This window comes from Micromonospora sp. RTGN7 (assembly GCF_033804645.1).
Taxonomy (GTDB): domain Bacteria; phylum Actinomycetota; class Actinomycetes; order Mycobacteriales; family Micromonosporaceae; genus Micromonospora.
The window spans coordinates 61,206-85,548 of sequence record NZ_JAPZLF010000019.1; the positions used below are offsets into that span (position 1 = coordinate 61,206).

Annotated in this window: 21 protein-coding genes; 18 read left to right on the forward strand and 3 right to left on the reverse strand. The window is 71.5% G+C overall.

Annotated features, from left to right (window positions below):
* Positions 1–118: 118 nt before the first annotated feature.
* A complete protein-coding gene (locus SNR22_RS23480) occupies positions 119–997 on the reverse strand; it encodes a DUF2306 domain-containing protein (RefSeq protein ID WP_320068813.1) in 879 nt (292 codons plus the stop codon).
* Positions 998–1,153: 156 nt separating this feature from the next.
* On the opposite strand from SNR22_RS23480, the gene SNR22_RS23485 reads away from it, so the two are divergent.
* Both SNR22_RS23485 and SNR22_RS23490 read left to right on the forward strand, forming a co-directional pair.
* On the forward strand, positions 1,154–1,447 hold the full coding sequence (locus SNR22_RS23485; RefSeq protein WP_320068814.1) for a hypothetical protein: 294 nt from the start codon (positions 1,154–1,156) through the stop codon (positions 1,445–1,447).
* A gap of 58 nt (positions 1,448–1,505) precedes the next feature.
* Entirely contained in the window at positions 1,506–1,865 is a 360-nt protein-coding gene (locus SNR22_RS23490; RefSeq protein ID WP_320068815.1) for a Rieske 2Fe-2S domain-containing protein, read from the forward strand.
* A 1-nt stretch (position 1,866) separates the two neighbouring features.
* Here SNR22_RS23490 and SNR22_RS23495 read toward each other — a convergent pair whose 3' ends face one another.
* Positions 1,867–2,448, reverse strand: coding sequence for a GNAT family N-acetyltransferase (locus SNR22_RS23495; RefSeq protein ID WP_320068816.1), 582 nt, complete (start codon positions 2,446–2,448; stop codon positions 1,867–1,869).
* Positions 2,449–2,792: 344 nt separating this feature from the next.
* Here SNR22_RS23495 and SNR22_RS23500 point away from each other — a divergent pair, with 344 nt between their 5' ends.
* From SNR22_RS23500 to SNR22_RS23510, 3 genes are all read left to right on the forward strand, one after another.
* Positions 2,793–3,611, forward strand: a complete 819-nt coding sequence (locus tag SNR22_RS23500; RefSeq protein ID WP_320068817.1) for a basic amino acid ABC transporter substrate-binding protein — start codon at positions 2,793–2,795, stop codon at positions 3,609–3,611.
* Between the two features lie 79 nt (positions 3,612–3,690).
* Positions 3,691–4,485, forward strand: a complete 795-nt coding sequence (locus tag SNR22_RS23505) for an amino acid ABC transporter permease (RefSeq protein WP_320068818.1) — start codon at positions 3,691–3,693, stop codon at positions 4,483–4,485.
* Between the two features lie 5 nt (positions 4,486–4,490).
* Entirely contained in the window at positions 4,491–5,267 is a 777-nt protein-coding gene (locus SNR22_RS23510; RefSeq protein ID WP_320068819.1) for an amino acid ABC transporter ATP-binding protein, read from the forward strand.
* Positions 5,268–5,289: 22 nt separating this feature from the next.
* On the opposite strand, the gene SNR22_RS23515 is transcribed toward SNR22_RS23510, so the two are convergent.
* Positions 5,290–5,787, reverse strand: a complete 498-nt coding sequence (locus SNR22_RS23515) for a flavin reductase family protein (protein ID WP_320068820.1) — start codon at positions 5,785–5,787, stop codon at positions 5,290–5,292.
* Positions 5,788–6,475: 688 nt separating this feature from the next.
* Between SNR22_RS23515 and SNR22_RS23520 the strand changes: the two genes are divergently transcribed.
* The 13 genes from SNR22_RS23520 (at position 6,476) to SNR22_RS23580 (ending at position 24,330) form a co-directional block, all read left to right on the forward strand.
* Positions 6,476–8,203, forward strand: coding sequence for a non-ribosomal peptide synthetase (locus SNR22_RS23520; protein ID WP_320068821.1), 1,728 nt, complete (start codon positions 6,476–6,478; stop codon positions 8,201–8,203).
* Between the two features lie 132 nt (positions 8,204–8,335).
* Positions 8,336–11,269, forward strand: a complete 2,934-nt coding sequence (locus SNR22_RS23525; RefSeq protein WP_320068822.1) for a condensation domain-containing protein — start codon at positions 8,336–8,338, stop codon at positions 11,267–11,269.
* A gap of 5 nt (positions 11,270–11,274) precedes the next feature.
* Positions 11,275–11,601, forward strand: a complete 327-nt coding sequence (locus SNR22_RS23530; protein ID WP_320068823.1) for an acyl carrier protein — start codon at positions 11,275–11,277, stop codon at positions 11,599–11,601.
* Complete coding sequence (locus tag SNR22_RS23535) at positions 11,598–15,038, forward strand: thioester reductase domain-containing protein (protein WP_320068824.1); 3,441 nt, start codon at positions 11,598–11,600, stop codon at positions 15,036–15,038. Before SNR22_RS23530 ends, SNR22_RS23535 begins: the two co-directional genes overlap by 4 nt.
* Positions 15,035–15,883: a 3-hydroxyacyl-CoA dehydrogenase family protein gene (locus SNR22_RS23540; RefSeq protein ID WP_320068825.1), complete on the forward strand. Its 849-nt coding sequence runs from the start codon at positions 15,035–15,037 to the stop codon at positions 15,881–15,883. The genes SNR22_RS23535 and SNR22_RS23540 overlap by 4 nt, the downstream gene beginning before the upstream one ends.
* Entirely contained in the window at positions 15,880–16,158 is a 279-nt protein-coding gene (locus SNR22_RS23545; RefSeq protein WP_320068826.1) for an acyl carrier protein, read from the forward strand. Before SNR22_RS23540 ends, SNR22_RS23545 begins: the two co-directional genes overlap by 4 nt.
* The gene (locus SNR22_RS23550) at positions 16,151–17,260 is read left to right on the forward strand and encodes an acyl-CoA dehydrogenase family protein (protein WP_320068827.1); all 1,110 of its coding nucleotides are present in this window, start codon (positions 16,151–16,153) and stop codon (positions 17,258–17,260) included. The genes SNR22_RS23545 and SNR22_RS23550 overlap by 8 nt, the downstream gene beginning before the upstream one ends.
* A complete protein-coding gene (locus SNR22_RS23555; protein ID WP_320068828.1) occupies positions 17,257–18,219 on the forward strand; it encodes a 3-oxoacyl-[acyl-carrier-protein] synthase III C-terminal domain-containing protein in 963 nt (320 codons plus the stop codon). Before SNR22_RS23550 ends, SNR22_RS23555 begins: the two co-directional genes overlap by 4 nt.
* A 14-nt stretch (positions 18,220–18,233) precedes the next feature.
* Positions 18,234–19,352: an HAD-IIIC family phosphatase gene (locus SNR22_RS23560; protein ID WP_320068829.1), complete on the forward strand. Its 1,119-nt coding sequence runs from the start codon at positions 18,234–18,236 to the stop codon at positions 19,350–19,352.
* Positions 19,349–20,905, forward strand: a complete 1,557-nt coding sequence (locus SNR22_RS23565) for an amino acid adenylation domain-containing protein (RefSeq protein ID WP_320068830.1) — start codon at positions 19,349–19,351, stop codon at positions 20,903–20,905. Before SNR22_RS23560 ends, SNR22_RS23565 begins: the two co-directional genes overlap by 4 nt.
* On the forward strand, positions 20,902–22,227 hold the full coding sequence (locus SNR22_RS23570) for an MFS transporter (protein WP_320068831.1): 1,326 nt from the start codon (positions 20,902–20,904) through the stop codon (positions 22,225–22,227). Before SNR22_RS23565 ends, SNR22_RS23570 begins: the two co-directional genes overlap by 4 nt.
* Before the next feature lie 7 nt (positions 22,228–22,234).
* A complete protein-coding gene (locus SNR22_RS23575; RefSeq protein ID WP_320068832.1) occupies positions 22,235–23,290 on the forward strand; it encodes a MupA/Atu3671 family FMN-dependent luciferase-like monooxygenase in 1,056 nt (351 codons plus the stop codon).
* A gap of 5 nt (positions 23,291–23,295) precedes the next feature.
* A complete protein-coding gene (locus SNR22_RS23580) occupies positions 23,296–24,330 on the forward strand; it encodes a helix-turn-helix domain-containing protein (RefSeq protein ID WP_320068833.1) in 1,035 nt (344 codons plus the stop codon).
* Positions 24,331–24,343: the final 13 nt, after the last annotated feature.

The window sequence follows — 24,343 nt, forward strand, 5'->3', positions numbered from 1 at the left end:
CCACGTGAAGTGGGCCAGGTCCTCTCGTCGAGTGCCTTCACCGCACAGCAGGTCATAACTTGCCCCCGCTTCTCGAAGTACGAGTCGGTGTCGGTCCCGCGCCCGGTGCCTGTGCCTGTCATGGAGTGGAGACGGTGCTCTCCACCTCGCGCTCGGCCTGGCTCTCGTGCGGCTCCGGGGCGGCGGCCTGCGCGGCCGGGGGCAGTTGCTCACCGCTGACGGCCGGCGGCTCGATCAGCCGCTTCGGGCGGCGCATGCGCTCGTACTCCAGGTAGCCCTCGACGACCAGGATGACGATCAGCAGGCCGACCCAGTTCTCGTTGGAGTCCTTGATCTGGAAGTAGATGTCCAGGTTGCTGTCCAGCCGGGAGTGGTACTGCGTGGAGACGAGCAGCTGCACGAACGGGTCGATGGCCAGCTCCACCAGCACCGTGCAGGTCAGTGCGTAACTACGGAACATCCAGCGGCGGTGCTCGGCGATCCGGCCCTGCCGGCGCAACGCGAAGCCGAAGAGGGTGACGCCCAGCCACAGCAGGGAGAGGGCGACCTGGGAGATCGCGGTGGCGACGCTGAACGGGTAGAACGCCTCGACGAGCAGCGCGAAGCTGGTGGCGGGGATGACGCCGGCGAAGACGTAGACCCGGCCGACCGTGCGGTGCACTCGTGGGTGCCGGGTGCGCAGGCCCCGCCACAGCTGGAGGACTCCGGCGGCCAGCGCGATCGACGCACCGATGATGTGGCCCAGCAGCATCCAGAAGTACAGCGGATGCTCCTGGGGTGAGAGCACGATCTTGGCCTTCTCACGGGCCTGGCTGCCCATGTTGGGATCGAATTGACCCCAGCGGGACCAGGCGATGCTGAGTGCCGCGAGGACGCAGAGGGCGATGAATCCGAGGAAGATGTTGCGCCGGCGCCGTTGGCGGCCCGGCCGCTCGGCCTGGACCGCAAGATTCTCCCATTCCTCGTCGCCTGACGAGGGTTCCTTAACGTATTCCATGGCATCACCGTGGTCCGCACACCCGGGATAGGCCCGTCCTCTCTTTACGGGACGTTGGCGGGCCCCGGCTGGGCGTTAGCTTCGGTCGATGATTGACCCCCGGACGGGGCAGCTGCAGCCGAGGGTTGCGAGACCACCACGGCCCGAGGAGTCGTCATGCAGAAGACGTTGGCGGTGAACCGCTTGCTCGGCATCGAATCGCGCTTCTGGGCGAGGGCCGCCGCGATCGCCTGCGCCATCCTGGTCAACTGGGTCATCCGGACCATCGGATGGCTGGCGGGCGCCTGTTGTCTGCTCGCGCTCTCCGGCGTGCCCGTCGTGTTCGCGGACGCCAATCTGTCCACCAAGATATTCCTTGCCATCATCAACACGGCCACCGCCGTCATCGTCGTGTCCGCCATGCGCAGCACCACCCTGCAGCGGCGGGTCAGGACCCCGAGCGCGGCCTGAGCGACATATGGCACCGCACGAGACACCCGAGGCTGACCAGTCTGCGGCCCGTCCCCTGTTGACCCACACCTGGGTGCGGGGCGCCCGCGCCACCGAGGTCCGGCACCGGCGGGTGCTGATGTGGCGAGCCCCGGCTGAGGGCCCCGGCAGCACGCTGCCGCAGGTCGTGCTCTTGTGGCGCACCGCCGACGGCACCGCTGTGGCGACCGATGCGCGCTGCCCGCACCGGCAGTACCTCATGCGCGACGCGCGCATCCGCGGCGACGCGGTCGAATGCCCGCTGCACGGCCATCTCTTCGGCCCGGACGGCCGCTGCGTGAACTTCCCGCGCGCCGCTGCGGCGCGGACGCTGGAGACCCGCGAGGCCGACGGGTACGTGTGGCTGGCCGAGCCGCAGCGGCCGGAGACCGCCAGCTAGGTCAGCCCGCGCTCGGCGCAACGACGCGGGCGAGCACCCAGTGGTGCTTGCCGATCTTGCGGGCGCGCTCGAAGCCGTGCTGCTCGAACATCGAGGCCGTGCCGTTGTGCAGGAACGACGACGACGTGGAGCGCCCGTCGGTGTCCTCCGGGTAGCTCTCCACCATGCCACCGCCCAGGCGCGCGATCTCCTGCAGCGCGCCGGCGAGCGCGGCCGAGGCCACCCCTTTGCGGCGCAGCTTTTTGTGCACGTAGACGCAGGTGATCCGCCAGTCCGGCAGCTGCGCGAGGCCGGCCTCGTACGACCTGCGGTGCTTGATCCGGGGCAGCTCGGCGGTGGGCCCGAACTGGCACCAGCCCACGCAGTCCGCGCCGTCGTACACCAGCGTCGCGTGGGCCTGCCCCGCATTGACCCGCCGCTGCTTGTCCGCCTTGTTCTGCTCCGGCGTCCGTCCACGCCCAACACCCTCGGTGTGGAACGCCATGCACCAGCAGCCGCCCCAGACGCCGTTCTGGCCCTCCACGAGCCGCGCGAAGTCGGGCCAGGTCGTCTCGTCGAGTGCCTTCACCGCAAAGCCGGTCATGCATGCCCCCGCTTCTCGAAATCCGGGCGAGCCTTCCACGCAGGGCGGGAGTCTACTTCCGTCGTCACTAGGATTCCATCCGGACTCCTCAGCCACGGGAGGTTCTCGGCTGCGAAGGGGTGTCAGGTCGTCGCCGCCCTTGCTGGCCGTCGCGAGCAGTACGCCTGCCTTGATCCGCGGTCGAGTGCCGGATTCGCTGCTTGTGTCGGCGGCCGGCGTGGGCCCCCACAATCCGGGCGTGAGCTGGGTGCGGCTCGTGAAATCAGGTACCGTCCCGTGTCGCACCGTCTTGTACGAACCTGGCTGTCCGCCACAAGGGGGAGCCGAACCGGAGGGACAGAGCCGTGAGGTTCCAGAGCGCAGTCCGCAATGCCGGCCTCATCGCGACGATCGCCGCCCTGGCGGTCAGCGCGGGGTGCGCCAAGAGCGATGACAGCGAGGTCCAGGCGAGCGGGGTCAAGCTGGTCCAGGCGGGCAAGCTGACCGTCTGCACCCACCTGCCGTACCCGCCGTTCCAGTCCAAGGACGCCAGCGGCAAGGTGACCGGGTTCGACGTCGAGGTGATGGACCTGATCGCCAAGGAACTGGGTGTCGAGCAGACGATCGTCGACACGCCGTTCGAGGGGATCAAGTCCGGCCAGGACCTGAACACCGGCAAGTGTGACGCGGCCGCTGCCGGCATGACGATCACCGAGGAACGGCAGAAGGTGATGAACTTCTCCGATCCGTACTTCGATGCGACCCAGGCGATGCTGGTCAAGACCGGCAAGCCGTACAAGTCGCTCGACGACCTCAAGGGCAAGAAGCTCGGCGTCCAGGCGGCCACCACGGGCCGTGACTACGCCCGGAAGTTCGAGAAGGAGAAGAGCCTCCAGCTCGTCGAGTTCGAGGATCTCGCCGCGCTGCAGCAGGCCGTCTCCAACGGCCAGGTCGAGGCCGCCATCAACGACCTGCCGGTCTGGACCGAGTACCTCAAGAAGAACCCGAACGGGTTCGAGGTGGCCGCCGAGTTCGACACCGGCGAGCAGTACGGGTTCTCGGTGAAGAAGGACAGCAACGCGGAACTGCTCAAGAAGATCAACGAGGTGCTGGCCAAGGCCAAGCAGGACGGCACCTACGACACGCTCTACGAGAAGTGGATCGGCAAGCGGCCGAGCGCGTGATCCAAGCTCCCGGCAGGAGGGCGCGCGCCCCGCGCGCCCTCCGCCTGGGCAACCTCCGGGAAGGCAAGGAGCGACAGACGTGAAGCTGCGACGCCGCCAGCGAGAGCGGCTGTCCCTCTGGCTCCAGTACCTGGCCTTCGTCGCCATCATCGCCGTGGTGATCTACGCCGCGGACTGGGGCAGGCTCAGCGACGCGTTCTTCCGCGTGGACATCATCAAGTCGATGTTCCCGACGATCATCACGGTCGCGCTGCGCAACACGATCCTCTACACGCTGGGTGCCTTCGCCTTCGGCCTCGTGTTCGGCACCATCCTCGCGCTGATGCGGCTGTCCCGGGTGGCTCCGTACCGCTGGGTGGCAACGGCGTACATCGAGCTCTTTCGGGGCTTGCCCGCGCTGCTGGTGCTCTTCCTCGTCGGGTACGGCATTCCCATCGCCTTCCCGGAGCGGGAGATTCCGGGCGGCGTCTTCGGTTCGATCGCGATCGGTCTCGGGTTGACCGCTGCGGCCTACATGGCCGAGACCATCCGGGCCGGCATCCAGGCCGTGCCGAAGGGGCAGATGGAGGCGGCACGCACGCTCGGCATGTCGCACTTCACCGCCATGCGCACGATCGTCATCCCGCAGGCGTTCCGGGTCGTGATCCCGCCGCTGACGAACGAGCTCATCCTGCTCACCAAGGATTCGTCGCTGGCCTACGTGCTGGGCGTGACGGCACAGACCATCGAGGTCACCAAGTTCGGCCGGGACATGCTGAACGACCGGGTGAACGTCACGCCGCTGCTGGTGGCCGGCCTCGCCTACCTGATCATCACCCTGCCCCTGTCCCAGGTGGTACGACGCCTCGAACTCCGATACGCCAAGGCTCGGTGACCCGTATGACGACCACGCAGCCCCGCCCCGCCGTCGAGATCCGCGACCTGTACAAGTCCTTCGGGCCGCTCGAAGTGCTCAAGGGCATCGACTTCGAGGTCGGCCAGGGCGAGGTGGTCTGTGTGATCGGGCCGTCCGGGTCCGGCAAGTCGACGCTGCTGCGCTGCGTCGACCTGCTGGAGGAGCCGACCGCCGGCAAGATCTGGGTGAACGGGGTCGAGATGACCGATCCGGATGTCGAGATCGACGCGGTACGCCGCGGCATCGGCATGGTCTTCCAGTCGTTCAACCTGTTCCCGCATCTGACCGTGCTGAACAACCTCACCATCGCCCAGCGCCGGGTGCTCCGGCGAGGCCGCGCCGAGGCCGAGCGGATCGCGCGGGACAACCTGGAGCGCGTCGGCCTGACCGACAAGGCGGACGCGTTCCCGGCGCAACTCTCCGGCGGGCAGCAGCAGCGGGCGGCGATCGCCCGATCGCTGTCGATGGAGCCCAAGCTGATGCTCTTCGACGAGCCGACCTCCGCGCTCGATCCGGAACTGGTCGGCGACGTGCTCGCCGTCATGCGCAAGCTGGCCGAGGACGGCATGACGATGATGGTGGTCACGCACGAGATGGCGTTCGCCCGGGACGTCGCCGACCGGGTCGTGTTCATGGACGGCGGCGTGGTGGTCGAGCAGGGGCCACCGCAGGAGGTGCTCGGCGCGCCGCGCCACGTGCGGACCCGCTCGTTCCTCTCCCGGGTCCTCAATCCGACCCATGTCCCGGGCGGCCTCGACTGACCAGCGGAAACGCCGGTCGTGGTCACGCCACGAAACCGCCGTACCGGCCCCGGTGGAACACCAACGGCCGGCCGTCGACGCCACCGTGCAGGTGATGTACCCGTACCACCACGATCATGTGGTCGCCCGCCTCGTGCTCGGCCTCGACCGAGCCTTCGATCCAGGCCACCACCCCGTCCAGCACCGGTGCCCCGCCTGGCGAGAGTTGCCAGTCGAGCCCGCGGAAGCGGTCCTCCACGGCCGCGGCCATCCGGTGACAGATGCCCTGCTGCCCGACGCCGAGAATGTTGATGCAGAGTCGCTCGGCGGAGCGGATCGCCGGCCAGCTGCCGCTGCCGTTGCTGACGCAGAACGAGACCAGGGGTGGGTGCAGTGAGACCGAGACGAAGGAGTTGACGGTCAGCCCGACCGGGAGCTGGGACGTCGGGTCGACGGCGGTCACCGTGGTCACCCCGGTGGCGAAGTGGCCCAGCACTCGACGGAACTCGGTGGGGTCTGTTGCTGTCGCGGATGGGTTCACGAACCTGCCCTCCCGTCCAGGTCGCCGCTTCGGGACCGAGCTGGTCCGGGCGATGGCCGTGTGGTCTGCGCAAGTGGGTGACGCGGTGGTCTGCGGAAGTGGGTGACGCGAGCGGGAATGTTCCCGCGAGGCGACGTCCGAACTGTAGTCACCCGGCATTGAGGCGGCAAGGGTGTGCAACCCGGCCGCGATGTGAGTGGTGCTGAACTGGCGGTTCTTGACGGATTGTCAGGATTTATTAATGGAATGTTAACGGATGGCGGGCTGACCTGCACGTTACCGGGGAATGAGTCTCGCGCGCCTCCGGCGTGCGGGTGATCCTCGCCCGTCCGCAGGTCGTGCCCGATTCACCCGGGGCCTTCCGCCGGCGCGCACGAGGCGCGCTAACAGGGAAAACGCCGCGAATTCCGGCGGAGGGATCGACCTCCCGGCATAACGGTCACACCCGTCCTGGCGCGCAGATCCTGTCGGATGAGCCGACGGGATGCAAGCCAAATACCGACGATCATATTGTGACATAGGTCACCACTGCTTGCCGTTCGCAGTTGATACGTTACTTACAGCCGCCAATGAATCGCAGATTGCGATGCAGCTGATCTTGCGTTGTTTGATACATGCGGCATTCATCAGGGGGATTGTCTTGCCGTCGGTCGACTCCGGGCTCGTCCACTCGCTTGTGGCGCACTGGGTGCAGAGCACTCCGAACAGCGCTGCCGTCCTTGATCCCGCATCCGGTGAACTCCTCAGCTACGCGCGGCTGTGGCAGGTCTCGGGCGAGCTGGCCACTCACCTCACCGAGCTCGGCGTCAGCCGGGGCGACGTGGTGGCACTGTCCCTGCCGAGGGGCTGTCCGCTCGTCGTGGCCATGCTCGCAGTGGTCCGCGCCGGCGCCGCCTACCTGTCCGTCGACCCGAGCGCCCCGCCCGAGCGGGTCCGCGAGACCCTCGACGCCGCGGCGGTCACCGTCGTCGTCGCCGAGCGGGACGAGCCGTGGTTAGGCACCGCCCGCCGGGTGGACCCGTCCGCCGTACCGCCCGCCCCGCCCACCGCACCGCCCGCCCCGAACAACGTCGGCACCGACGACCCCGTCTACGTCATGTTCACCTCCGGGTCGACCGGCACCCCGAAGGGCGTCGTCGTTCCGCACCGCGCGGTGTGCCGTCTCGTGGTCGAGCCGTTGTTCTGCACGGTCGAGCCGGGGCACCGGGTGGCCAACACCTCGAACCCCGCCTTCGACGCCCACACCTTCGAGACCTGGGGGGCGCTCGCGGCGGGCGGCTGCGTGGTTCCCCTGCCCGCGGTCACCGACCTGCCGTTGGACGAGTGGACGGCGCTGCTCACGGAGCTGTCCGTCGACGCGCTGTTCCTGACCACCTCGCTGTTCCACATCATCGCCCGGGAACGGCCGGCCGCGCTGCGTACGGTCGGCACCGTCCTGGTCGGCGGCGAGCAGCTGGACCTCGTCGCGGTACGCCGGGTCCTCGCCGCCGCGCCCCCTGGCCGCCTGGTCAACGGCTACGGCCCGACCGAGACGACGACCTTCGCGACGTACTTCGACTGCACCGAGGCGTCCCTGGCCGGCCGGGAGCGGATTCCCGTCGGGGTGCCCCTGCAACGGACCACCCTGTGGATCCTCGAACCGGGTCTCGCCGAGGTGGCCGACGGTGCGGTGGGCGAGCTCTGCATCGGCGGTCCGGGCGTGGCCCTGGGCTACCTGGGCCGCCCCGACCTGACCGCCGAACGCTTCGTCACCCACCCCGGCACGGGCGAGCGGCTGTACCGCTCCGGCGACCTGGCCCGCCGGCTGCCCGACGGGGCCTTCGAGGTGCTCGGCCGCCGCGACCGACAGGTCAAAATCCGGGGCTTCCGGATAGAACTGGACGAGATCGAGCTGGCCGCGACCGCGACCGGCCTGGTGGGCGCCGCGTTCGTCGAGAAGGTCGGTGAGGGTCCGCAGGCGCTGCTCGCCGCTGCCGTCGTCCCGGTGGCCGACCGGGTCGACGTCGCGGAGTTGGCCCGGCGGCTCGCCGCCCGCCTGCCCGAGTACATGCTGCCGGCCCGCTGGCTCCCCCTGGCCGAGCTACCGCTCGGGTCGACCGGCAAGGTCGACCGGGGCGCGATCGCCGCCCTGCTGGCCGAGGCGGACCCGACGCCGGGCGGCGCAGCGCAGGCCGGGCCGGAGACGGACGACGTGACCGCCGCACTACGGGCGATCTGGCGGGACGTGCTGGGCAGCGAACCCACCGACACCCGCAACTTCCTGGAGATGGGCGGCAACTCCATCATGGCCGTCCAGCTCGCCGGGCGGGTCCGGGAACGGATCGGAGTACGCGCCGAGCCGCACGACGTGCTGCTGGCCGAGTCGTTCGGAGAGCTCGCCGACCAGCTCCGGCTCGCCCGGGGCCGACCCGACTGACCGGTCACCCCGACGCGGCCGTCCCCGGAAGCAGCAACCGGACCGACGGGCATCCGGCCGGCCCGGGGAGGCGACGAGGACGAGTCGAGCCGACGACGAGAGGACGTGAGTGTGCACCCCTCCCCTGTGACGGTGACGCCGGCGAGGCCGGAGGACCCGGGGCGCGGCCCGCTGTCGTACGCGCAGGAGCGGCTCTGGCTGATCGACGCCGCGGCGCCCGGGGCGGCCACCTACAACGTGCCGGTGCTGCTGCGTTGGCAGGAACGGCTCGACCCACGCGCGCTCGGCGACGCGCTGCGCGCCGTGGTGGCCCGCCACGAACCGCTGCGCACCTCCTACCGACTGCGGGCCGACGCGCCGGAGCAGGTCGTCGGGGCGCCGGTGGATGTCCCGGTCCAGGTCGTCGAGGCCACCGGGAGGTCCTGGCGGGAGGTGGACGACGAGGCGCAGCGGCTTACCCGGGAACCGTTCGACCTGGCATCCGGCCCGATGCTGCGGTGCGCCGCCTTCGTCGGGCTGGCCGACGGTGACGCGGTGTTGCTGGTGCTGCACCACATCGCCTTCGACGGCTGGTCCATGGGACGCCTCTGCACCGACCTCGCCCACGCCTACGCCGCGGCCGTCGCCGGTGACCATCCGTCCCTTCCCGCGCCGGCGGCGCGTTTCCTGGACCTCGCCCGCGTCGACCGGGCGGCCCAGGGCGAACCGGCCGCCCGAGCCGAGCTGGAACAGCGCGCCGTCGAACTGGTCGCGGCCGGCCCTGCTCTCACCCTCGCCGGGGCGCTGCCGTCCGGGCCGGGGCGTCGGGTCGTCCGGGACGGGGCCGAGATCGTCGTCCCGTTGCCCGCCGAGACCTGGCTCCGGGTGGGGGAACTGGCCGCCGCCCACCGGCTGACCCCGTTCGTGGTGCTCGGCACCGCATTCCAGCTACTGCTGAGCATGTCCTCCGGCCGTCGGACGTTCCGCTACGGCGTGATCAGCGCCAACCGCCCCGGGCCGGAGGCCGACGACCTCGTCGGCTTCTTCGTCAACACGGTGCCGCTGCGGGCCGAGGTCGCCGCCGAGGGAACCTTCGCGCAGCTCTGCGCGCGGGCGCGCGGCGAGGCGTTCCGCGCCCTGACGTACCAGCGGCTCCCGTACCACCTGCTGACGGCCGCGGCCCGTACCGAACTGGTCGAGGTCGCCTTCGCGATGCAGAATTTCCCGGTTCCCGGTCCGGCGGTCCCGGTGCGCTGGGCGCTGCCCGAGGTGCTGCCCAACGGCACCGCCAAATTCGACCTGATGCTCACCGTCGAGGAGCGGCACGACGGCTGGCACGCCCGGTGGGAGTACGACCTCGCCCGTTACCCGCAGCCGGTCGTGGCGCAGTTGGCGGCGGCGTTCGCCCGGCTGCTCGACGCCGTCGTCGACCGGTTCACCGTCCCGCTCGGTGAGCTGTCCGCCTACAAACCGGAGGCTACCGGGGTGGCCGAGGTGGCCGTGGCGACGCCGGCGACCCCGGCGCCCGCTGCCGCACCCGAGCAGACGGTACGGCGTGCCGCCCGGCTCTTCGCCGAGGCGCTGGCCGACGTGAGCGACCAGGCGCCCGACGCGCTCGCCACCCGGCTGACCCCGGAGACGGACTTCTTCGCCATCGGCGGCCATTCCCTCCTCGTGGTCACCATGCTGCGCCGGATCGAACGGGACAGCGGCATCGTCCTGTCGGCGCGGGACTTCCTGGCCGACCCGACCGTCGCCGGCCTGGCCCGGCTGCTCGCCGCGCCGCCGACCGCACCGGTCACCGCAGCGGCCGACCCGGCCGGGCGGCAGGCCACCAGTCCCGCCCAGCAACGCTTCTGGTCGATCGACCGGTTGCCCTGGCTTCGGCAGGCGTACCTGGTCCCCACGGTGGTCGACGTCACCGGCGACCTGGACCATGGCCGGCTGCGGGCGGCCGTCGCCACCGTGCTGGCCCGGCACCCCGCCCTGCGCGCCCGGTTCCAGCTCGACCGGCGTGCACGGCGGGTCTTCTTCCGGACCGACGGCGCTCCGCCGGAGGTCACCGTGGTGGACGCGCGTGCCTGGTCGAAGGAGGAACTGGGCCGTACCGTCGGCGAGTACAGCTGGGCCGGCTTCGACCTGGCCCACGACGCCCCGGCCCGGGCGTACCTGCTCAACCGTGGCGACCGGTCGGTGACGCTGGTGCTCGTCGTGCACCACATCGTCTTCGACGGCTGGTCACGGCAGCTGCTGTTGCGACAGATCGGCGCGGCCTACCGGGGCGACGTGCTGTCGGAGACCGTCGACGCGGTCGGCCACACCGATCCTGACGACGTCGTCCAGGCGCACACCGAGGCGGTGGTCTCCGCGCTCGCCGACGCGCCCGTGGACATCGCGCTGCCCCATGACCGACCCCGCTGCGACACCCAGTCCACCCTGGCCGGCACGGTGGAGTGCCGGCTCGACGCCGAGCACACCGGGCAACTGCGCAAGGTGGCGGCCGACGCGGGCTGCAGCATGTTCATGGTCACCGCCGGGCTGCTCGCCGTGGCGTTGGCCCACACCACCGGCCAGCGGGACTTCCTCTTCGCGTTTCCGTGGTCGCAACGCACCGGGGCGCAGAGCGCGGACGCTGTCGGGATGTTCATCGACACGCTCCTGCTCCGGGCGGACACCACGGGCGATCCGACCTGGCCGGAGTTGCTGGCCCGGCTGCGCATCGCCAGCACGGACAGCTTCCGGCACTCGGCCGCGCCCTTCGACGCGGTGGCCGCCGCCCTGCACCCCGACCGCGACCTGGGCCGGCCGCCCGTGACGCCGGTCTATCTGAACGCCGAGGATGACGAACTCGTCGCACCCGACCTGGGAGCGGGGGTCGTCGCGGCGGCCCGTCGGCTGGACCCGCTGCACATCAAGTACGAACTCGAACTCACCGTCACCGACCGGCAGGAGGAGCTGCGGTGGGAACTCGCGTACGCGACCGCCCTTCTCGACCCGGCCACCGCGGCGGCGGTCCTGGACGCGATCACCGCGGCCGCGCACGACCTGATCCGCAACCCCACCGCACGTCCACTGGAGGGACATTGACCACCATGACGGAGGACCAACTGTTCGAACACGTGCGGACGGCCTGGGCGGAGGTGCTCGACGTCGACGACCCCGCGACGCTGGACCCGGACCGCAACTTCCTGGAGCTCGGCGGCAGCTCACTGCTGCTCATCATGCTCTGGGAGGACCTGCACGAGCTCTCCGACGGGCCACTGCGGGTGTCCGACCTGTTCCAACACTCCACGATCCGCTCCCAGGCCCGGTTGTTGGCGGGGGGAGCGGAGGCGCCCCGGCAGCAGGTCACCGGGGCCAGCGACCGGCGGGCCCTGCTGGGCCGGGCCCGCCGCGGTGAGGTGACCCAACCGTCATGAGTGCTATCTCCGACACCGACATCGCGGTGGTGGGCGTCGCCTGCCGTTTCCCCGACGCCTGGACCCCGGAACAGTACTGGCGCAACCTCGACACCGGCACGGTGTCGATGCGGGAGCTCAGCGACGAGCAACTGCGCGCGGCCGGCCACCCGGAGGAGGCGATCCGGCAACCGGGGTTCGTGCGGGTGGGCGCGACGCTGCCCGGCGTGGCCGACTTCGCGGCCGACTTCTTCGGCTACACCCCCCGCGAGGTGGACGCCATCGACCCGCAGCAACGCATCTTCCTCGAGACGTGCTGGCAGGCGCTGGAGTCGGCCGGCTTGGCGCCCGGCAGCGACCGGCTGGTGACCGGCGTCTTCGCCAGCAGCGCCGCCGGCAACTACTCCGCCGCGGTCTTCGCCGCCAAGGTCCGCGATCAGGGCCTCGCCGCGGCGATCGGCGACCTGGACCTGACCGTCGGCGGGCAGGCGGACTTCATGACCTCCCGCACGGCGTACAAGCTCGGCCTGCGTGGGCCGTCGGTGAGTGTGCAGACCGGCTGTTCCTCGTCCCTCTACTCCGTGCACTACGGGATGCTCAGCCTGTTGTCCGGGGAGAGCGACCTGGTGCTCGCCGGTGGTGCCACCGTGGTGGAGCCGCTGCTCGGATACCAGCCGGTGCCCGGCGCCTGGGTCTCCGAGGACGGCTACATCCGCTCGTTCGACGCCAAGTCCAGCGGCACGACCTACGGCTCGGGTGTGGGGGTGGTGGCGCTTCGTCGGCTCGCCGACGCCCTGGCTGACGGCAACACCGTGCTGGCCGTGCTGCGCGGCTCGGCGGTCGGCAACGACGGCGGCGCCCGGCTCGGTTACGCCGCGCCGAACCTCGACGGGGTCGCCGACGTGATCGCCGCCGCGCTGTCGGTTGCGGACGTGCCGGCGGACCGGATCCGGTACGTCGAGGCCCACGGCACCGGCACCCCGTTGGGCGACCACATCGAACTGCTCGCCCTGACCAAGGCGTTCCGACGCAGCACCCCGGAGATCGGCTACTGCGGGCTCGGCTCGGTGATGTCGAACATCGGGCACCTGGGCCCGGCGGCCGGCATCGCAGGCCTGATCAAGGCCATCCACGTGGCCGGAACCGGGTCGCTGCCCCCGCACCCGACCTTCAGGTACCCGCGTGACCCCGCCGAGCTGGAGGAGAGCCCCTTCTTCATCGCCACCTCCCGGAGCGACTGCCCGGAACCCGACCGGCACGTGCTGGTGAACTCGATGGGGGTCGGCGGGACGAACGCGGCGGTGGTGGTCGCCGCACCGCCCGCGCCGACTCGCCCCGCGGCGCCGGAGCAGCCGGTGGTCCGGCTGACCGTCTCGGCCCGCAGCCGGGTCGAACTCGACCAGCTCTGCCGGGACCTGGCCGACCGGCTCGCCGACGATCCCACCCAGGCGGGCGACCTGGCGTACACCCTGCGCGTCGGGCGTGCCGCGTTCGACGAGCGGCGGGTGGTCACCGCCCCACCGGCCCGATTGGCCGCCGCCCTGCGGTTGCCCCGGCCCCCGGCCGTCCGCACGCTGCGCGCGGCACGCCGCCCGGCGGTCGTAGTGGCCGGTCCGCAGGCGTCGCGCGCGACGCTGGCGGGCCTGCGGGCCGCGCTGGCCGGGGCGGAGGTGGTGGACAGCCTCGACCTTGCCGGCGACCGGTTCGCGATCGTGCTGGGCGGGTCGGACGATCCGCCGGAGCCGGCGGCGACGCGGGGCGTGCTGGTGGCCGGGGACGCCGGAGCCGACGGGGTCGACGAGGCCCTCACCACGGCGTGGCTGCATGGCGTCACGGTTGACTGGGAGGCTGTGGCCGGGGGCCGGGGGCGCCGGCTGCGCCTGCCGACCTACCCGTTCCAGCGCAAGCGCTACTGGCCGCTGGACCACCTCGACGTTTTCCGCCGGGAGCCGACGGCCGCCGCCACCGCCGAGGTGCGGGCCGCCGCGGAGGGGTCGATCGAGGAGAGCGTCACCGCCGTCTGGCGTGAGCTGTTCGACCGCGACAGCGTCGGACTGGACGACGAGTTCGGCGCGCTGGGCGGCACGTCCCTGCTGTCGGTGCAGATGGTGCTGCGGATCCAGCAGCAGCACGGCGTAATGATCAATCTGCACCGGGCGGGCGGCAGCCGGGCCACCGTGCGGCGGCTCGCCCAGATCGTCCAGGCCGGCGCGGAGACCGGACCGGACCGGGAGGCCGCCGCGGACCGCGACGGTGCGCTCATCGACGCCGACCTGGCGCTGCCCCTCGGGCCGATGGCGTCCCGCCGGGCTCCGGGTCGCGACGTCCTGCTGACCGGTGCCACCGGTTACCTCGGCGCGTTCCTGCTGCACGAGCTGCAAGCGACCAGCCGGGGCCGGATCCACTGTGTGGTCCGGGCCCGGGACGAGCAGGAGGGCATGCGGCGGTTGCGGGAGGCCGCGGAACGGGTCGCGCTGCCCGCCCCCGACCCGGACCGGGTCTCCGTGGTGGTGGCGGACCTGCGCGACTTCGCCGGCACCGGATCGCCGCTGCTGGAGGGTGAACTGGCCGACCAGATCGGCCATGTGCTGCACTGCGCCGCCCGCGTCGTGTTCACCGAGCCGTACCGGATCCTGCGCGAGGACAACGTCCTGCCGATGGCCGGCCTGCTGAACTGGATGTGCCGGCACGGCATCCGGGACTTCAGCTACGTCTCCACCCTGGCCGCCACCGGCGCGGCGATGGGCGGCGCCGGCAGCCGGCTGGAGACCAGGAAGCAACCGCTACATCCCGACCTCGGCGGCTACGGCATCACCAAGTGGGTCGGCGAGCGGCTGCTGGAGAAGGCCGAGGAGATCGGCGTACGGGGTCGGGTGTTCCGGCCCGGGCTGATCATGGCGGCCCGGGACACGGGCGCCTGCAACCACAAGGACCTGGTGTGGTTGATGCTCGCCAGCGGGCTCGCCGTCGGCGCCCACCCGACCGACGACCGGGCCGAACCGGTCTCCCCGGTCGACGTGATCGCCCGGGCGATCGTCGAGCTCGCCCTGGCGCCGTCGTCGGTCGGCCGGGTCTACCACCTGGCCGACGAGCGATCCATCAGCACCCGCGAACTGTTCGAGATGCTCGGTGGCACGGGCCTGCCGACCGCACCGCTGCCGCTGCCGCAGTGGCAGCAGCAGGTGGCCGACCAGGCCCTCACCACCGGCAGCGAGGTGATGTCCGCCGTGGCGCTGTACGAGCTGGAGGGCCACGAGCTGGCGGAGGACGACGTGCAGGTCCGTGGCTGGCAGTCGTGGCTGCGCAAAAAGGGCCTGTCGTCGGCGGTCACCCCCGAGCAGCTGCGGCGCGGTCTGGCGTTCCTGGCCGAACGGCACGAGGAGTTCGCCGCACTCCTACCCGGACTCGCTGGCGGCGACACCGCCGGCGAACCCACCCTGATCGAGGAGCGAGCATGAAGCACAGACACGTCGCCGTGCTCGGCGCCGGGGTGATGGGAACCGCCATCGCCACCCTCGTCGTGGGCCACGGCCTGCCCGTCACCCTGGTCGACGTCGACCCGGACCGGCTGGCCCGGGCCCGGACGGAGGTCTCCAGCCAACTGCGGCTGGCACAACTGATTGGCGCGATGCGGCCGGAGCGGACCGGCGACCTGGTCACCACGACGGAGCTGGGCGACATCGCGACAGCCGACGTGGTGATCGAGGCGGTGACCGAGCTGGCCGAGGTCAAGGCGAAGCTGCTCGCCGAGGTCTCCGCCGTGGTCGGCCCCGACGTGCTGGTGCTCTCCAACACCTCCGCGATCCCCGTTGACGAGCTCGCCCGGTCGCTCACGCATCCGGAGCGCACCGTCGGCGCCCACTTCATGAACCCGCCGTACCTGATCAAGACGGTGGAGGTGATCCGTGGGCCGCGCAGCTCCGATGCGGCGATGAGTACGGCCCTCGACCTGTTGGCGACGCTCGGCCGGGAGGCCGTGGTGGTCGGCGACGGCCCCGGCTTCGTGATCAACCGGGTCCTGCAACGCATGATCAACGAGGCCGCCCGGATCGCGGACGAGGGACTGGCCACCCCGGAGGCGATCGACGCCCTGTTCACCGGCTGCCTCGGGCACCGGACCGGGCCGCTGGCCACGGCCGACCTGATCGGGCTGGACAACGTGGTCGACTCGCTGCTGGTGCTGCACGAACGCACCGGCGACCCGGGCTACGAGCCGTCCGCCCTGCTGCGGACAAAGGTCGCCGCCGGCGACTTCGGGCGCAAGACCGGACGCGGATTCTACGAGCACAGGGGGACGAAGTGAGCTCATCCACCGACCGGCAGTTGCTCACCGGGGAGGCGATCCGATCGCAGCTGACGGAGTTCCTGAATCGGCAGACGAAACGGGAGGTCGCACCCGACCTGGACATGTTCGCCTCCGGCCTGGTCTCCTCGCTGTTCGCGCTGGAGCTGGTGGTGCACATCGAGTCCACGTTCGGGATCACCATCGCCGGCCCCGACCTGCGCCTGGACAACTTCCGGACCGTCGACGCGATGACTGCGCTGGTGCTCCGGCTGCGCGAGGAGTCCGATGAGTGACGGCTGGGCCGAGGCGGAGGCGATGGTCGCCGAGGCCATCGGCGACCAGGCCGAGGCCTGGGACCACAACGGCCGGCTCCCGGTGGACACCCTGCGGGAGCTCGGCACCAAGGGCATCCTGTGCGCCCAGGCGCCGCAGAAGTACGGCGGCCTCGGCCTGTCGAGCCTCGACAACGGCGAGCTGACCGCGCGTACCGGAGCCCGGTGCAGCTCCCTGCGCAGCGTGCTGACCTCCCAGGGGATGGCCGCCTGGACGATCCAGCGACTGGGCACGGCCAAGCAGCGCGGCGCCCACCTGGGCGCGCTCACCTCCGGCAGCCTCGCCGGCGTCGCCTTCAGCGAACCGGCCGCCGGCAGCGACCTGGCCGCGATGACCACCCGGATCACTCCCGACGGCTCCGAGGTGGTGCTGGATGGGCAGAAGACGTGGATCACCGTCGCGGCCTACGCCGACCTGCTGGTGGTCTTCGGGCGTCTCGGTGACGAGGCGGGGGCGGTGCTGGTGCCGACCGACGCGCCCGGCGTGCGGATCGAGCGGGTCGCCGAGCCGCTCGGCTGCCGGGCCGCGGGACACGCCGACGTCTGGTTCGACGGCGTACGGCTGCCGCGGGACGCCGTACTCGGCGGCACAGCCCTGCCGCTGGGCCTGATCGCCACCACCGCCCTGACCTACGGCCGGGTCTCCGTCGCCTGGGGGTGCGTCGGCATCCTCCGCTCCTGCCTGGCGGCGGCCGCCCGGCACGCGGCGACCCGCCAGCAGGGCGGCACGCCGCTCGCGGCGCACCAACTCGTCCGCCGCCACCTCGCCGAACTGTCGGTCGCCGAGCAGGCCGCGACGCGGCTGTGCGAGCACGCCAGCCGCTGCTGGGACGCCCGCACCCCCGACCTGGTCAGCGCCGCGGTGCTCGCGAAGCACTTCGCGGCGACCAACGCGGCGGCCGGCGCGAGTACGGCGGTGCAGGTGCTCGCCTCGGCGGGCAGCCGGAACGGGCACCCGGTGGCCCGGGCGTACCGGGACGCCAAGCTGATGGAGATCATCGAGGGAAGCAACGAGGTGAGTCAGCTGATGCTGGCCGAGCACGCGCTGGCGGTGTGGTCATGAGCATCGGGATCGGTGCCATTCACTGCGTCCTGCCGGAGGCCTCCACGCCGGTGACCGAGCTGCCCGAGGTCGAGACGCTGCGGGCGGAGGAGGCGGAGTTCGTCCGCTCCAGCGGCATCGACCGGGTCGGGGTGTTTCCCGACGCGCCGACCACCGACTTCGCGATCCGCGCCGCTCAGGAACTGGGTAAGACCACCGCCCTGGATCCCGACGTGCTGATCATGGTCGGATCCCGCTCGCCGGACGTCCTGCTCGGCTCCGACTCCGGTCGGCTCCAGGCCGAGGGCGGCTTCGGCCGCGCGTTCGCGTTCGTCCTGGACGGCCTCGGCTGCACCGGGTCCAGCGCTGCCTGGGCACTGGCCCGGGACCTCCTGCTGGCCGACCCGGGCCGGGACAGCGTGCTGATCACCCACGCCAGCCGCCCCACCGGTGTCGACCGGGTGCGCTACCCGGTCACGGTGATCGGCGACGGCGCGTACGCGATGACCGTGGTCCGGGGTGGTCGTCCGGTGCTGGTGGCCCATCGCCAGGAGAGCGACGGCGCCTTCCACGACCTCTTCCGGGTCGACTACAAGCAGGCCCCCTGGTACGAGTGGCGCGAGGAGTGCCAGTCCCCGGACCGCTACCGCTTCGAACTGGCGTTGCACAGCCGGCAACGCTTGAGCCGGATGGTCGATGAGGTGCTCGGCGACGCCGGGATCAGCAAGGGCGACGTGGCCGCGACCCTGATGCAGAACGTGACGGCCAGCGCGTACGGGTTCTACCACTCGCTGCTCGGTCTGCCCATCCATCCGGTCTGCCAGCGCCTGCTCACCGAGCACGGCCACCTCGGCGCCATGGACGTCGTGCTCAACCTGGACCGGCTGCTCACCGGCGGCGAGGTCGCACCGGGCGACCACGTCCTGGTCCTCAACAACAGCCCCGTCGCCGCGTGGGCGGCCACGGTGTGGCAAGTCTGATGAAGGGAACCACCATGAGCCAGACACCGGTGACGATGGTGAAGTGCCTCGTCTGGGACCTGGACAACACTTTGTGGACCGGCACCCTGCTGGAGGACGACACCGTCTCGGTCCCGGCGGCGATCCGCGAGACGATCATCGAGCTGGACGCCCGCGGTGTGCTGCTCTCCATCGCCAGCCGCAACGACCACGACCTTGCCTGGGCGCGGCTGACGGAACTCGGCCTGGCCGAGTACTTCGTCGCCCCCCAGATCGGTTGGGGCCGCAAACCCGCCTCGATCAGGGCGATCGCCGACGAGTTGCAGTTCGCGCTCGGCACCATCGCCTTCATCGACGACCAACTGACGGAGCACGCCGAGATCAACCACCACCTCCCCGAGGTGCGCTGCTACCGGGCGGACCAGGCCACGGAGCTGCCCGGGCTGCCGGAGTTCACCCCCGCCGCGGTGACCGTGGACTCGCGGCGCCGCCGGCAGATGTACCAGGCGAAGTTCCGGCGCGACACGGCCCGGGAGGGGTTCCAGGGCGCCGACGAGGAGTTCCTGCGCAGCCTGGAACTGGTCATGGTGATCGACCGCGCCGGACCCGAGGACATCTCCCGCCTGGAGGAACTCACCCTGCGGACCAGCCAGATGAACGCGACCGGGGTGCACTACTCCGACGCCGCGCTGCGCGGGCTGCTCGACGACCCGGACCACGAGGTCCTGGTCGTCAGCATGTCCGACCGCTTCGGCCCGCACGGCGCGGTCGGTGTGCTGCTGCTGGAGCGGTTCCCCCACGTCTGGCATCTCAAGCTGCTCGCCACCTCCTGCCGGGTGGTCTCCTTCGGGGCGGGCGCGGTGCTCCTGCGCTGGATCAGCGACCAGGCCGCGCGGGCCGGGGTGCACCTCGCCGCAGACTTCCGCCCGACCGAGCGAAATCGGATCATGGAGGTCGCCTACCGGTTCGGTGGCTTCGCCGGCGAGGACTGCGAGTGCCTCGCCGACCTGCCCGCCGACCGCCAGGACGGCGTCCAGCTGCTGCACCTGCGGCCCGAGCCGGCCTGCCCGCCGGCCACGCTGCGGTTGCGCGCCCCGTCGCTGACCGATGCCGAGCCCGACCTGCGGGACTGGTCCGAGGTGGTGCCGGCATGAGCGCGGAAACCCTCTACGAGCTCTTCGCCTCCACCGCTGCCCGTACCCCGGACGCGGTGGCGGTGGAGACCGACGACGGGCCGCTGACCTACGCCGAACTGCACCGCTGCGCGCTCGGCCTGGCGGAGCTGATCGTGTCGCGCCACGGCGGGGTGCCGACCCGGGTGGCACTGCTCGCCGCGCACAGCGTGGCCGCGTTCGCCGGTTACCTCGCCGCCCAACGACTCGGCGCCGCGGTCACCCCGCTGAACCCGGCCTACCCCGTGGTGCGCAACCGGATGGTCTGCGACCTGGCCCGCCCGGACGTGCTCATCGTCGACGACTCCGGCGAGGTCCAACTGGGCACCGGCCTGGCCGGGGCCGCCCCGACGGTGCTGCCGCTGACCGACGGGCAGGTCCGCGAGGCGGCTGCGGGGGGCGACTCGCTGGCCCCCCACCGGGCCGCCGCGGACGACACCGCGTACATCCTGTTCACCTCCGGTTCGACGGGCCGACCGAAGGGTGTGCCGATCACGCACCGCAGCGCCATCGCGTACGTGCGGCACAACGTCACCCGGTTCGCGGTCGGCCCCGAGGCGCGGGTGTCGCACACCTTCGACCTGACGTTCGACCCGTCGGTGTTCGACCTCTTCGTGACCTGGGCCGGCGGCGCCACCCTGGTCGTCCCGCGCAAGGCCGAACTGCTCAGCCCGGTGGAGTACCTGCGCGACCGCCGGATCACCCACTGGTTCTCGGTGCCGTCGGTGGTCTCCGTCGGCGACGAGCTGGGCACCCTGCCCTCGGGGCAGGTCACCGACCTGCGCTACAGCATCTTCATCGGTGAACCGCTGACCTACCGGCAGGCCGAACGCTGGCAGGAGATCACGCCCGGGGCGGTCATCGCGAACGTGTACGGGCCCACCGAACTGACGGTCGCCTGCACCGAGTTCCGGCTGGACCTCGACCCGCTGCGCTGGCCGATGACCTCGAACGACACGGTGCCCATCGGGCCGATCTACGACTTCCTCGACTACCTCCTCGTCGACGAGCACGGGCGGGCCGCGGAGGAGGGCGAGTTGTGTGTGCGGGGCGTGCAGCGCTTCGACGGCTACCTGGACTCCAGCGACGACTTCGGTCGATTCCTGTCGTATAGTCCGGACGGTGCCGAGCCGTACCAGGGCGGTGGACTTAGCCCCGAGCACTACTACCGGACCGGTGACCGGGTGCGGGTGGAGGACGGCAACCTCGTACACCTCGGCCGGCTGGACAACCAGGTCAAGGTCCGCGGCTACCGGATCGAGCTCGGTGAGGTTGAGGCGGCGTTGCGTCGACACGACGACGTGACCCAGGCCGTCGTCATCCCGGTCAACCGAACAGGAGAGACGGAATTGGTCGGCTTCTACACCGGTGTCGAGGTGCCGGGGCTGCGGCGGTGGCTGCGCAAGCAGGTGCCGGTGCACATGGTGCCGCGGACGCTCACCCGACTGCCCGCGATGCCCCTCAACGCCAACGGCAAGATCGACCGTGGGGCGCTGCGCGACTCGCTCGACCTGGCGAAGGTCGGCCCGGCGTGACAGCGGCGGCCCGGCTCCGCGAAGCGGTGGCCGAACTCGTACCGCCGGCGGGCGTGGTCCGCGTCCTCTCGATGTCCAACCTGGCCAAGACGACGGCGCACGGCATCATCATGTCGGTCAGCGTCCTCTACTTCACCGGCTCGCTCGGCATCTCGGCGACCAGGGTGGGGTTGGCCCTGACCATCGGGGCGGCGGTCGGCATGCTGGTCGCCATCCCGGCCGGTCACGCCGCCGACATCTTCGGTCCGCGCAACGCCACGGTGATCGCGATGGCCGCCCTCGGCGTCGTCTCCTGCGGGTACGCCTTCGTCAGCAGCTTCTGGTGGCTGACCGCCGTGGCCTGCCTGGTGCTGGCGGGTGAGTCGGCCACCGACGCGTCGCGGGGAGCGCTGGTGGCGGGGGTGGTGCCCCCGGAGGAACGGGTCCGGGCCTGGTCCTACTTCCGCTCCGTGGCGAACCTCGGGGTGACCTTCGGCGCGGTGATCGGCGGGGTCGGGCTCTACTTCGACTCCCAGAACGCGTACCGAGCGCTGCTGGCCCTCGCCGGCCTGCTCTTCATGGTCGCCGGCCTGGCCTACCTTCGGGTGCCGGCCGTGCCGGCCACCCGCAACACGGAGGCACGACCCACGCTGGTCGTCCTACGCGACCGGCCCTACGCGGCCTTCGTCGGGCTGAACGCGCTGCTGATCATGAATGGGCCGCTGCTCACCGTTGCCCTGCCCATCTGGATCGCCCAGCGCACCGACGCCCCGATCGCGATCTACCCGGCGATCCTGGTGATCAATACCATCTGTGTGGTGCTGCTCCAGGTGCGGGTCAGCCGAGGGGCGGAGAACGTCGCCGGCGGTGCCCGGGCCCTACGCCGGGCCGGGCTGGTGCTGGCCGGCTGCTGCGTGTTGTTCGCGGTGTCCGGCGGGCTGCCCACCTGGGCGGCGGTGGCCGCCCTGCTCGCCGGCGCCGTCGTCCATGTCCTCGGCGAGATGCTGCACAGCTCGGGGGCCTGGTCGCTCGCCTACGGGCTGGCCCCGGAAGGTAGCCACGGCCAGTACCAGGGGCTGTTCGGGATGTCCACCCAGGTGGGCTCGACCGTGACCCCCTTCGCCGCCACGGTGCTCATCATCGGACTCGGCTGGCCCGGCTGGCTGGTCTTCGGCGCCGTCATGTGCGCGGCAGGGCTGCTCGCCCCGGCCGTCGTGCGCTGGTCCACCGCCCTACGCGGCGAGCCGGGCGCCGGGAACGACGCCGACATCACCGCGACCGATCCCGCGACCGATCCCGCGACGGTGGTAGCGGACGACAACCTCTCGACCGACAGGAGCTAGCGGCGAAATGGACTTCAGCCTCTTCTACTTCGCCAACGACAGCAGGCAGGGCGAGACCGACCGGTTCCGGCTGCTGCTCGAGGGCGCCAGGTTCGCCGACGTCAACGACTTCGCCGCGGTGTGGACCCCGGAACGCCACTTCCACCCGTTCGGTGGCCTGTACCCGAACCCCGCGGTTACCAGCGCGGCGATCGCCGCGGTCACCAGCCGGGTGGCCATCCGCGCGGGGAGCGTCGTCGCCCCGCTGCACCACCCCCTGCGGATCGCCGAGGAGTGGGCGGTGGTGGACAACCTCTCCAACGGCCGGGCCGGCGTCTCGTTCGCCTCCGGCTGGCACGCCGCCGACTTCGTGCTGCGCCCGGAGGCGTACGCCGACCGGCGCACCCGCATGGTCGAGTACGCCGAGCAGGTCCGGGCGCTCTGGCGGGGAGAGGCGATCACCGCCACGGACGGGGTGGGCGAGAGCCGGCAGGTCCGCGTCTTCCCCCCACCGGTGCAGGCCGAACTGCCGATCTGGCTGACCAGCGGCGGGTCGGCGGACACGTTCCGCAGCGCGGGTGAGATGGGTGCCGGCCTGCTTACCCACCTGCTCGGGCAGGACCTCGACGACCTGGCCGAGAAGATCGCGGTGTACCGATCGGCCGTCGCAGCCAGGCCCGGCGACTGGCCGGGCCACGTCGCCCTGATGGTGCACACCTACCTCGGTGACGACGAGGAGCAGACCAGGGACCTGGTCCGGCCTGCCCTCAGCGACTACATCCGCAGCTCCCTGCACCTGGTGCTCGGTTCCCGGCTGGACGGCAAGCGGGGCCTCGACCCGGCGAAACTGCCCCCGGAGGAGTTGGAGTTCCTGGTGGAACGCTCGTTCAACCGGTACTTCGACGACGGCGGCCTACTGGGCACCGTGGATAAGGCCCACCGGGTGGCCCGACGCCTGCGGAGCATCGGGGTGGACGAGGTGGCCTGCCTCATCGACTTCGGGCTGCCGGACAAGACGGTGCTGGCCGGCCTGGATCACCTCAACGACCTGCGCGCCCGGGTCGCCGCCGAGCACGACGCCTGACCGTTGTGCCGCCGCGGGGACGGCCGAAGGCCGAGCTCACCCTCTCGGACGCGGAGCGTCGTACGCTGCAGGGCTGGTCCGCCCAGCCGGGCCGCGCCGATCGGCGGGCCCTGCGGGCGCGGATCGTGCTGGCCAGCGCCGCGGGCCTGACCAACACGGACGTCGCCGACGGGCTCGACGTGACGTCGCGGACGGTCGGCAAGTGGCGGGCCCGCTTCGTCCGCCATCGGCTGTCCGGCCTGGCCGACGATCCGCGGCCCGGCGCCGGCCGGCGGATCACTCCGGCGCAGATCGAAGCGGTGCTGGTCAGGACGTCGCAGACGGCGCCGCCGAGCGGCGCCGACCAGTGGTCGACCCGGTCGATGGCGGACGCCGTCGGGCTGAACCAGACGGCGGTTTCCCGGATCTGGCGGGCGGCCGGGCTTGGGCACCAGCCCCTGCCCACCTGGCGTCTCTTCCAGGATCCGGAGATCGGGGCGCGGATACGGCAGCTCGCCGGACTCCGCCTGACCGGCACGGAACGGATCGTTGCGCTGGCACTGGAGCGTCGGCCCACCCAGTCGATCACCGGCTGTGACCCCGGCGAGCGGGCGGCGCTGGACCGGAGACGCGATGACCTTCTCGCCGCGCTTCGGGCCATCCCCCTCGCGCGATCCGGCCCCGCCCCGGACGGCCCCGACCCAGGCCTGCTGCGCTTCCTGATCGGGCTCGACACGCGTGTCCCGCCCGACCAGGAGGTGCATGTCGCCCTCTGCGGTGGGCGGCCGACCGTCGAGAACCCCGCAGTACGCGACTGGGCCGCCGCCCGTCCGCGGTTCCACCTGCATCCGGTACCGGTGCCGGACACCTGGCAGCGGCTGGCGGAACGGTCGCTGGCCCGGCTCGCCCGGCGAGGCGCGCTGGCCGGCACCGCCGGGCTGGCGGCCTCGCTGCCCGGCCGGGCGCGGGCCGGCGAGACCGATCCCGAGCCGTACGTCTGGTTCGCGCCCTCCTCCGGGGAGGGATGGCGGCGGGTGCCGGCCCGAGCGTCGGTGTGCTGAGCCGGTCAGCGAG

Excerpts from the sequence above, each read along its gene's own strand:
- SNR22_RS23480 (WP_320068813.1), bottom strand. The coding sequence starts at position 997 with ATGGAATACGTTAAGGAACCCTCGTCAGGCGACGAGGAATGGGAGAAT.
- SNR22_RS23485 (WP_320068814.1), top strand. The coding sequence starts at position 1,154 with ATGCAGAAGACGTTGGCGGTGAACCGCTTGCTCGGCATCGAATCGCGC.
- SNR22_RS23495 (WP_320068816.1), bottom strand. The coding sequence starts at position 2,448 with ATGACCGGCTTTGCGGTGAAGGCACTCGACGAGACGACCTGGCCCGAC.
- SNR22_RS23510 (WP_320068819.1), top strand. The coding sequence starts at position 4,491 with ATGACGACCACGCAGCCCCGCCCCGCCGTCGAGATCCGCGACCTGTAC.
- SNR22_RS23530 (WP_320068823.1), top strand. The coding sequence starts at position 11,275 with ATGACGGAGGACCAACTGTTCGAACACGTGCGGACGGCCTGGGCGGAG.
- SNR22_RS23535 (WP_320068824.1), top strand. The coding sequence starts at position 11,598 with ATGAGTGCTATCTCCGACACCGACATCGCGGTGGTGGGCGTCGCCTGC.
- SNR22_RS23540 (WP_320068825.1), top strand. The coding sequence starts at position 15,035 with ATGAAGCACAGACACGTCGCCGTGCTCGGCGCCGGGGTGATGGGAACC.
- SNR22_RS23550 (WP_320068827.1), top strand. The coding sequence starts at position 16,151 with ATGAGTGACGGCTGGGCCGAGGCGGAGGCGATGGTCGCCGAGGCCATC.
- SNR22_RS23555 (WP_320068828.1), top strand. The coding sequence starts at position 17,257 with ATGAGCATCGGGATCGGTGCCATTCACTGCGTCCTGCCGGAGGCCTCC.
- SNR22_RS23560 (WP_320068829.1), top strand. The coding sequence starts at position 18,234 with ATGAGCCAGACACCGGTGACGATGGTGAAGTGCCTCGTCTGGGACCTG.
- SNR22_RS23565 (WP_320068830.1), top strand. The coding sequence starts at position 19,349 with ATGAGCGCGGAAACCCTCTACGAGCTCTTCGCCTCCACCGCTGCCCGT.
- SNR22_RS23575 (WP_320068832.1), top strand. The coding sequence starts at position 22,235 with ATGGACTTCAGCCTCTTCTACTTCGCCAACGACAGCAGGCAGGGCGAG.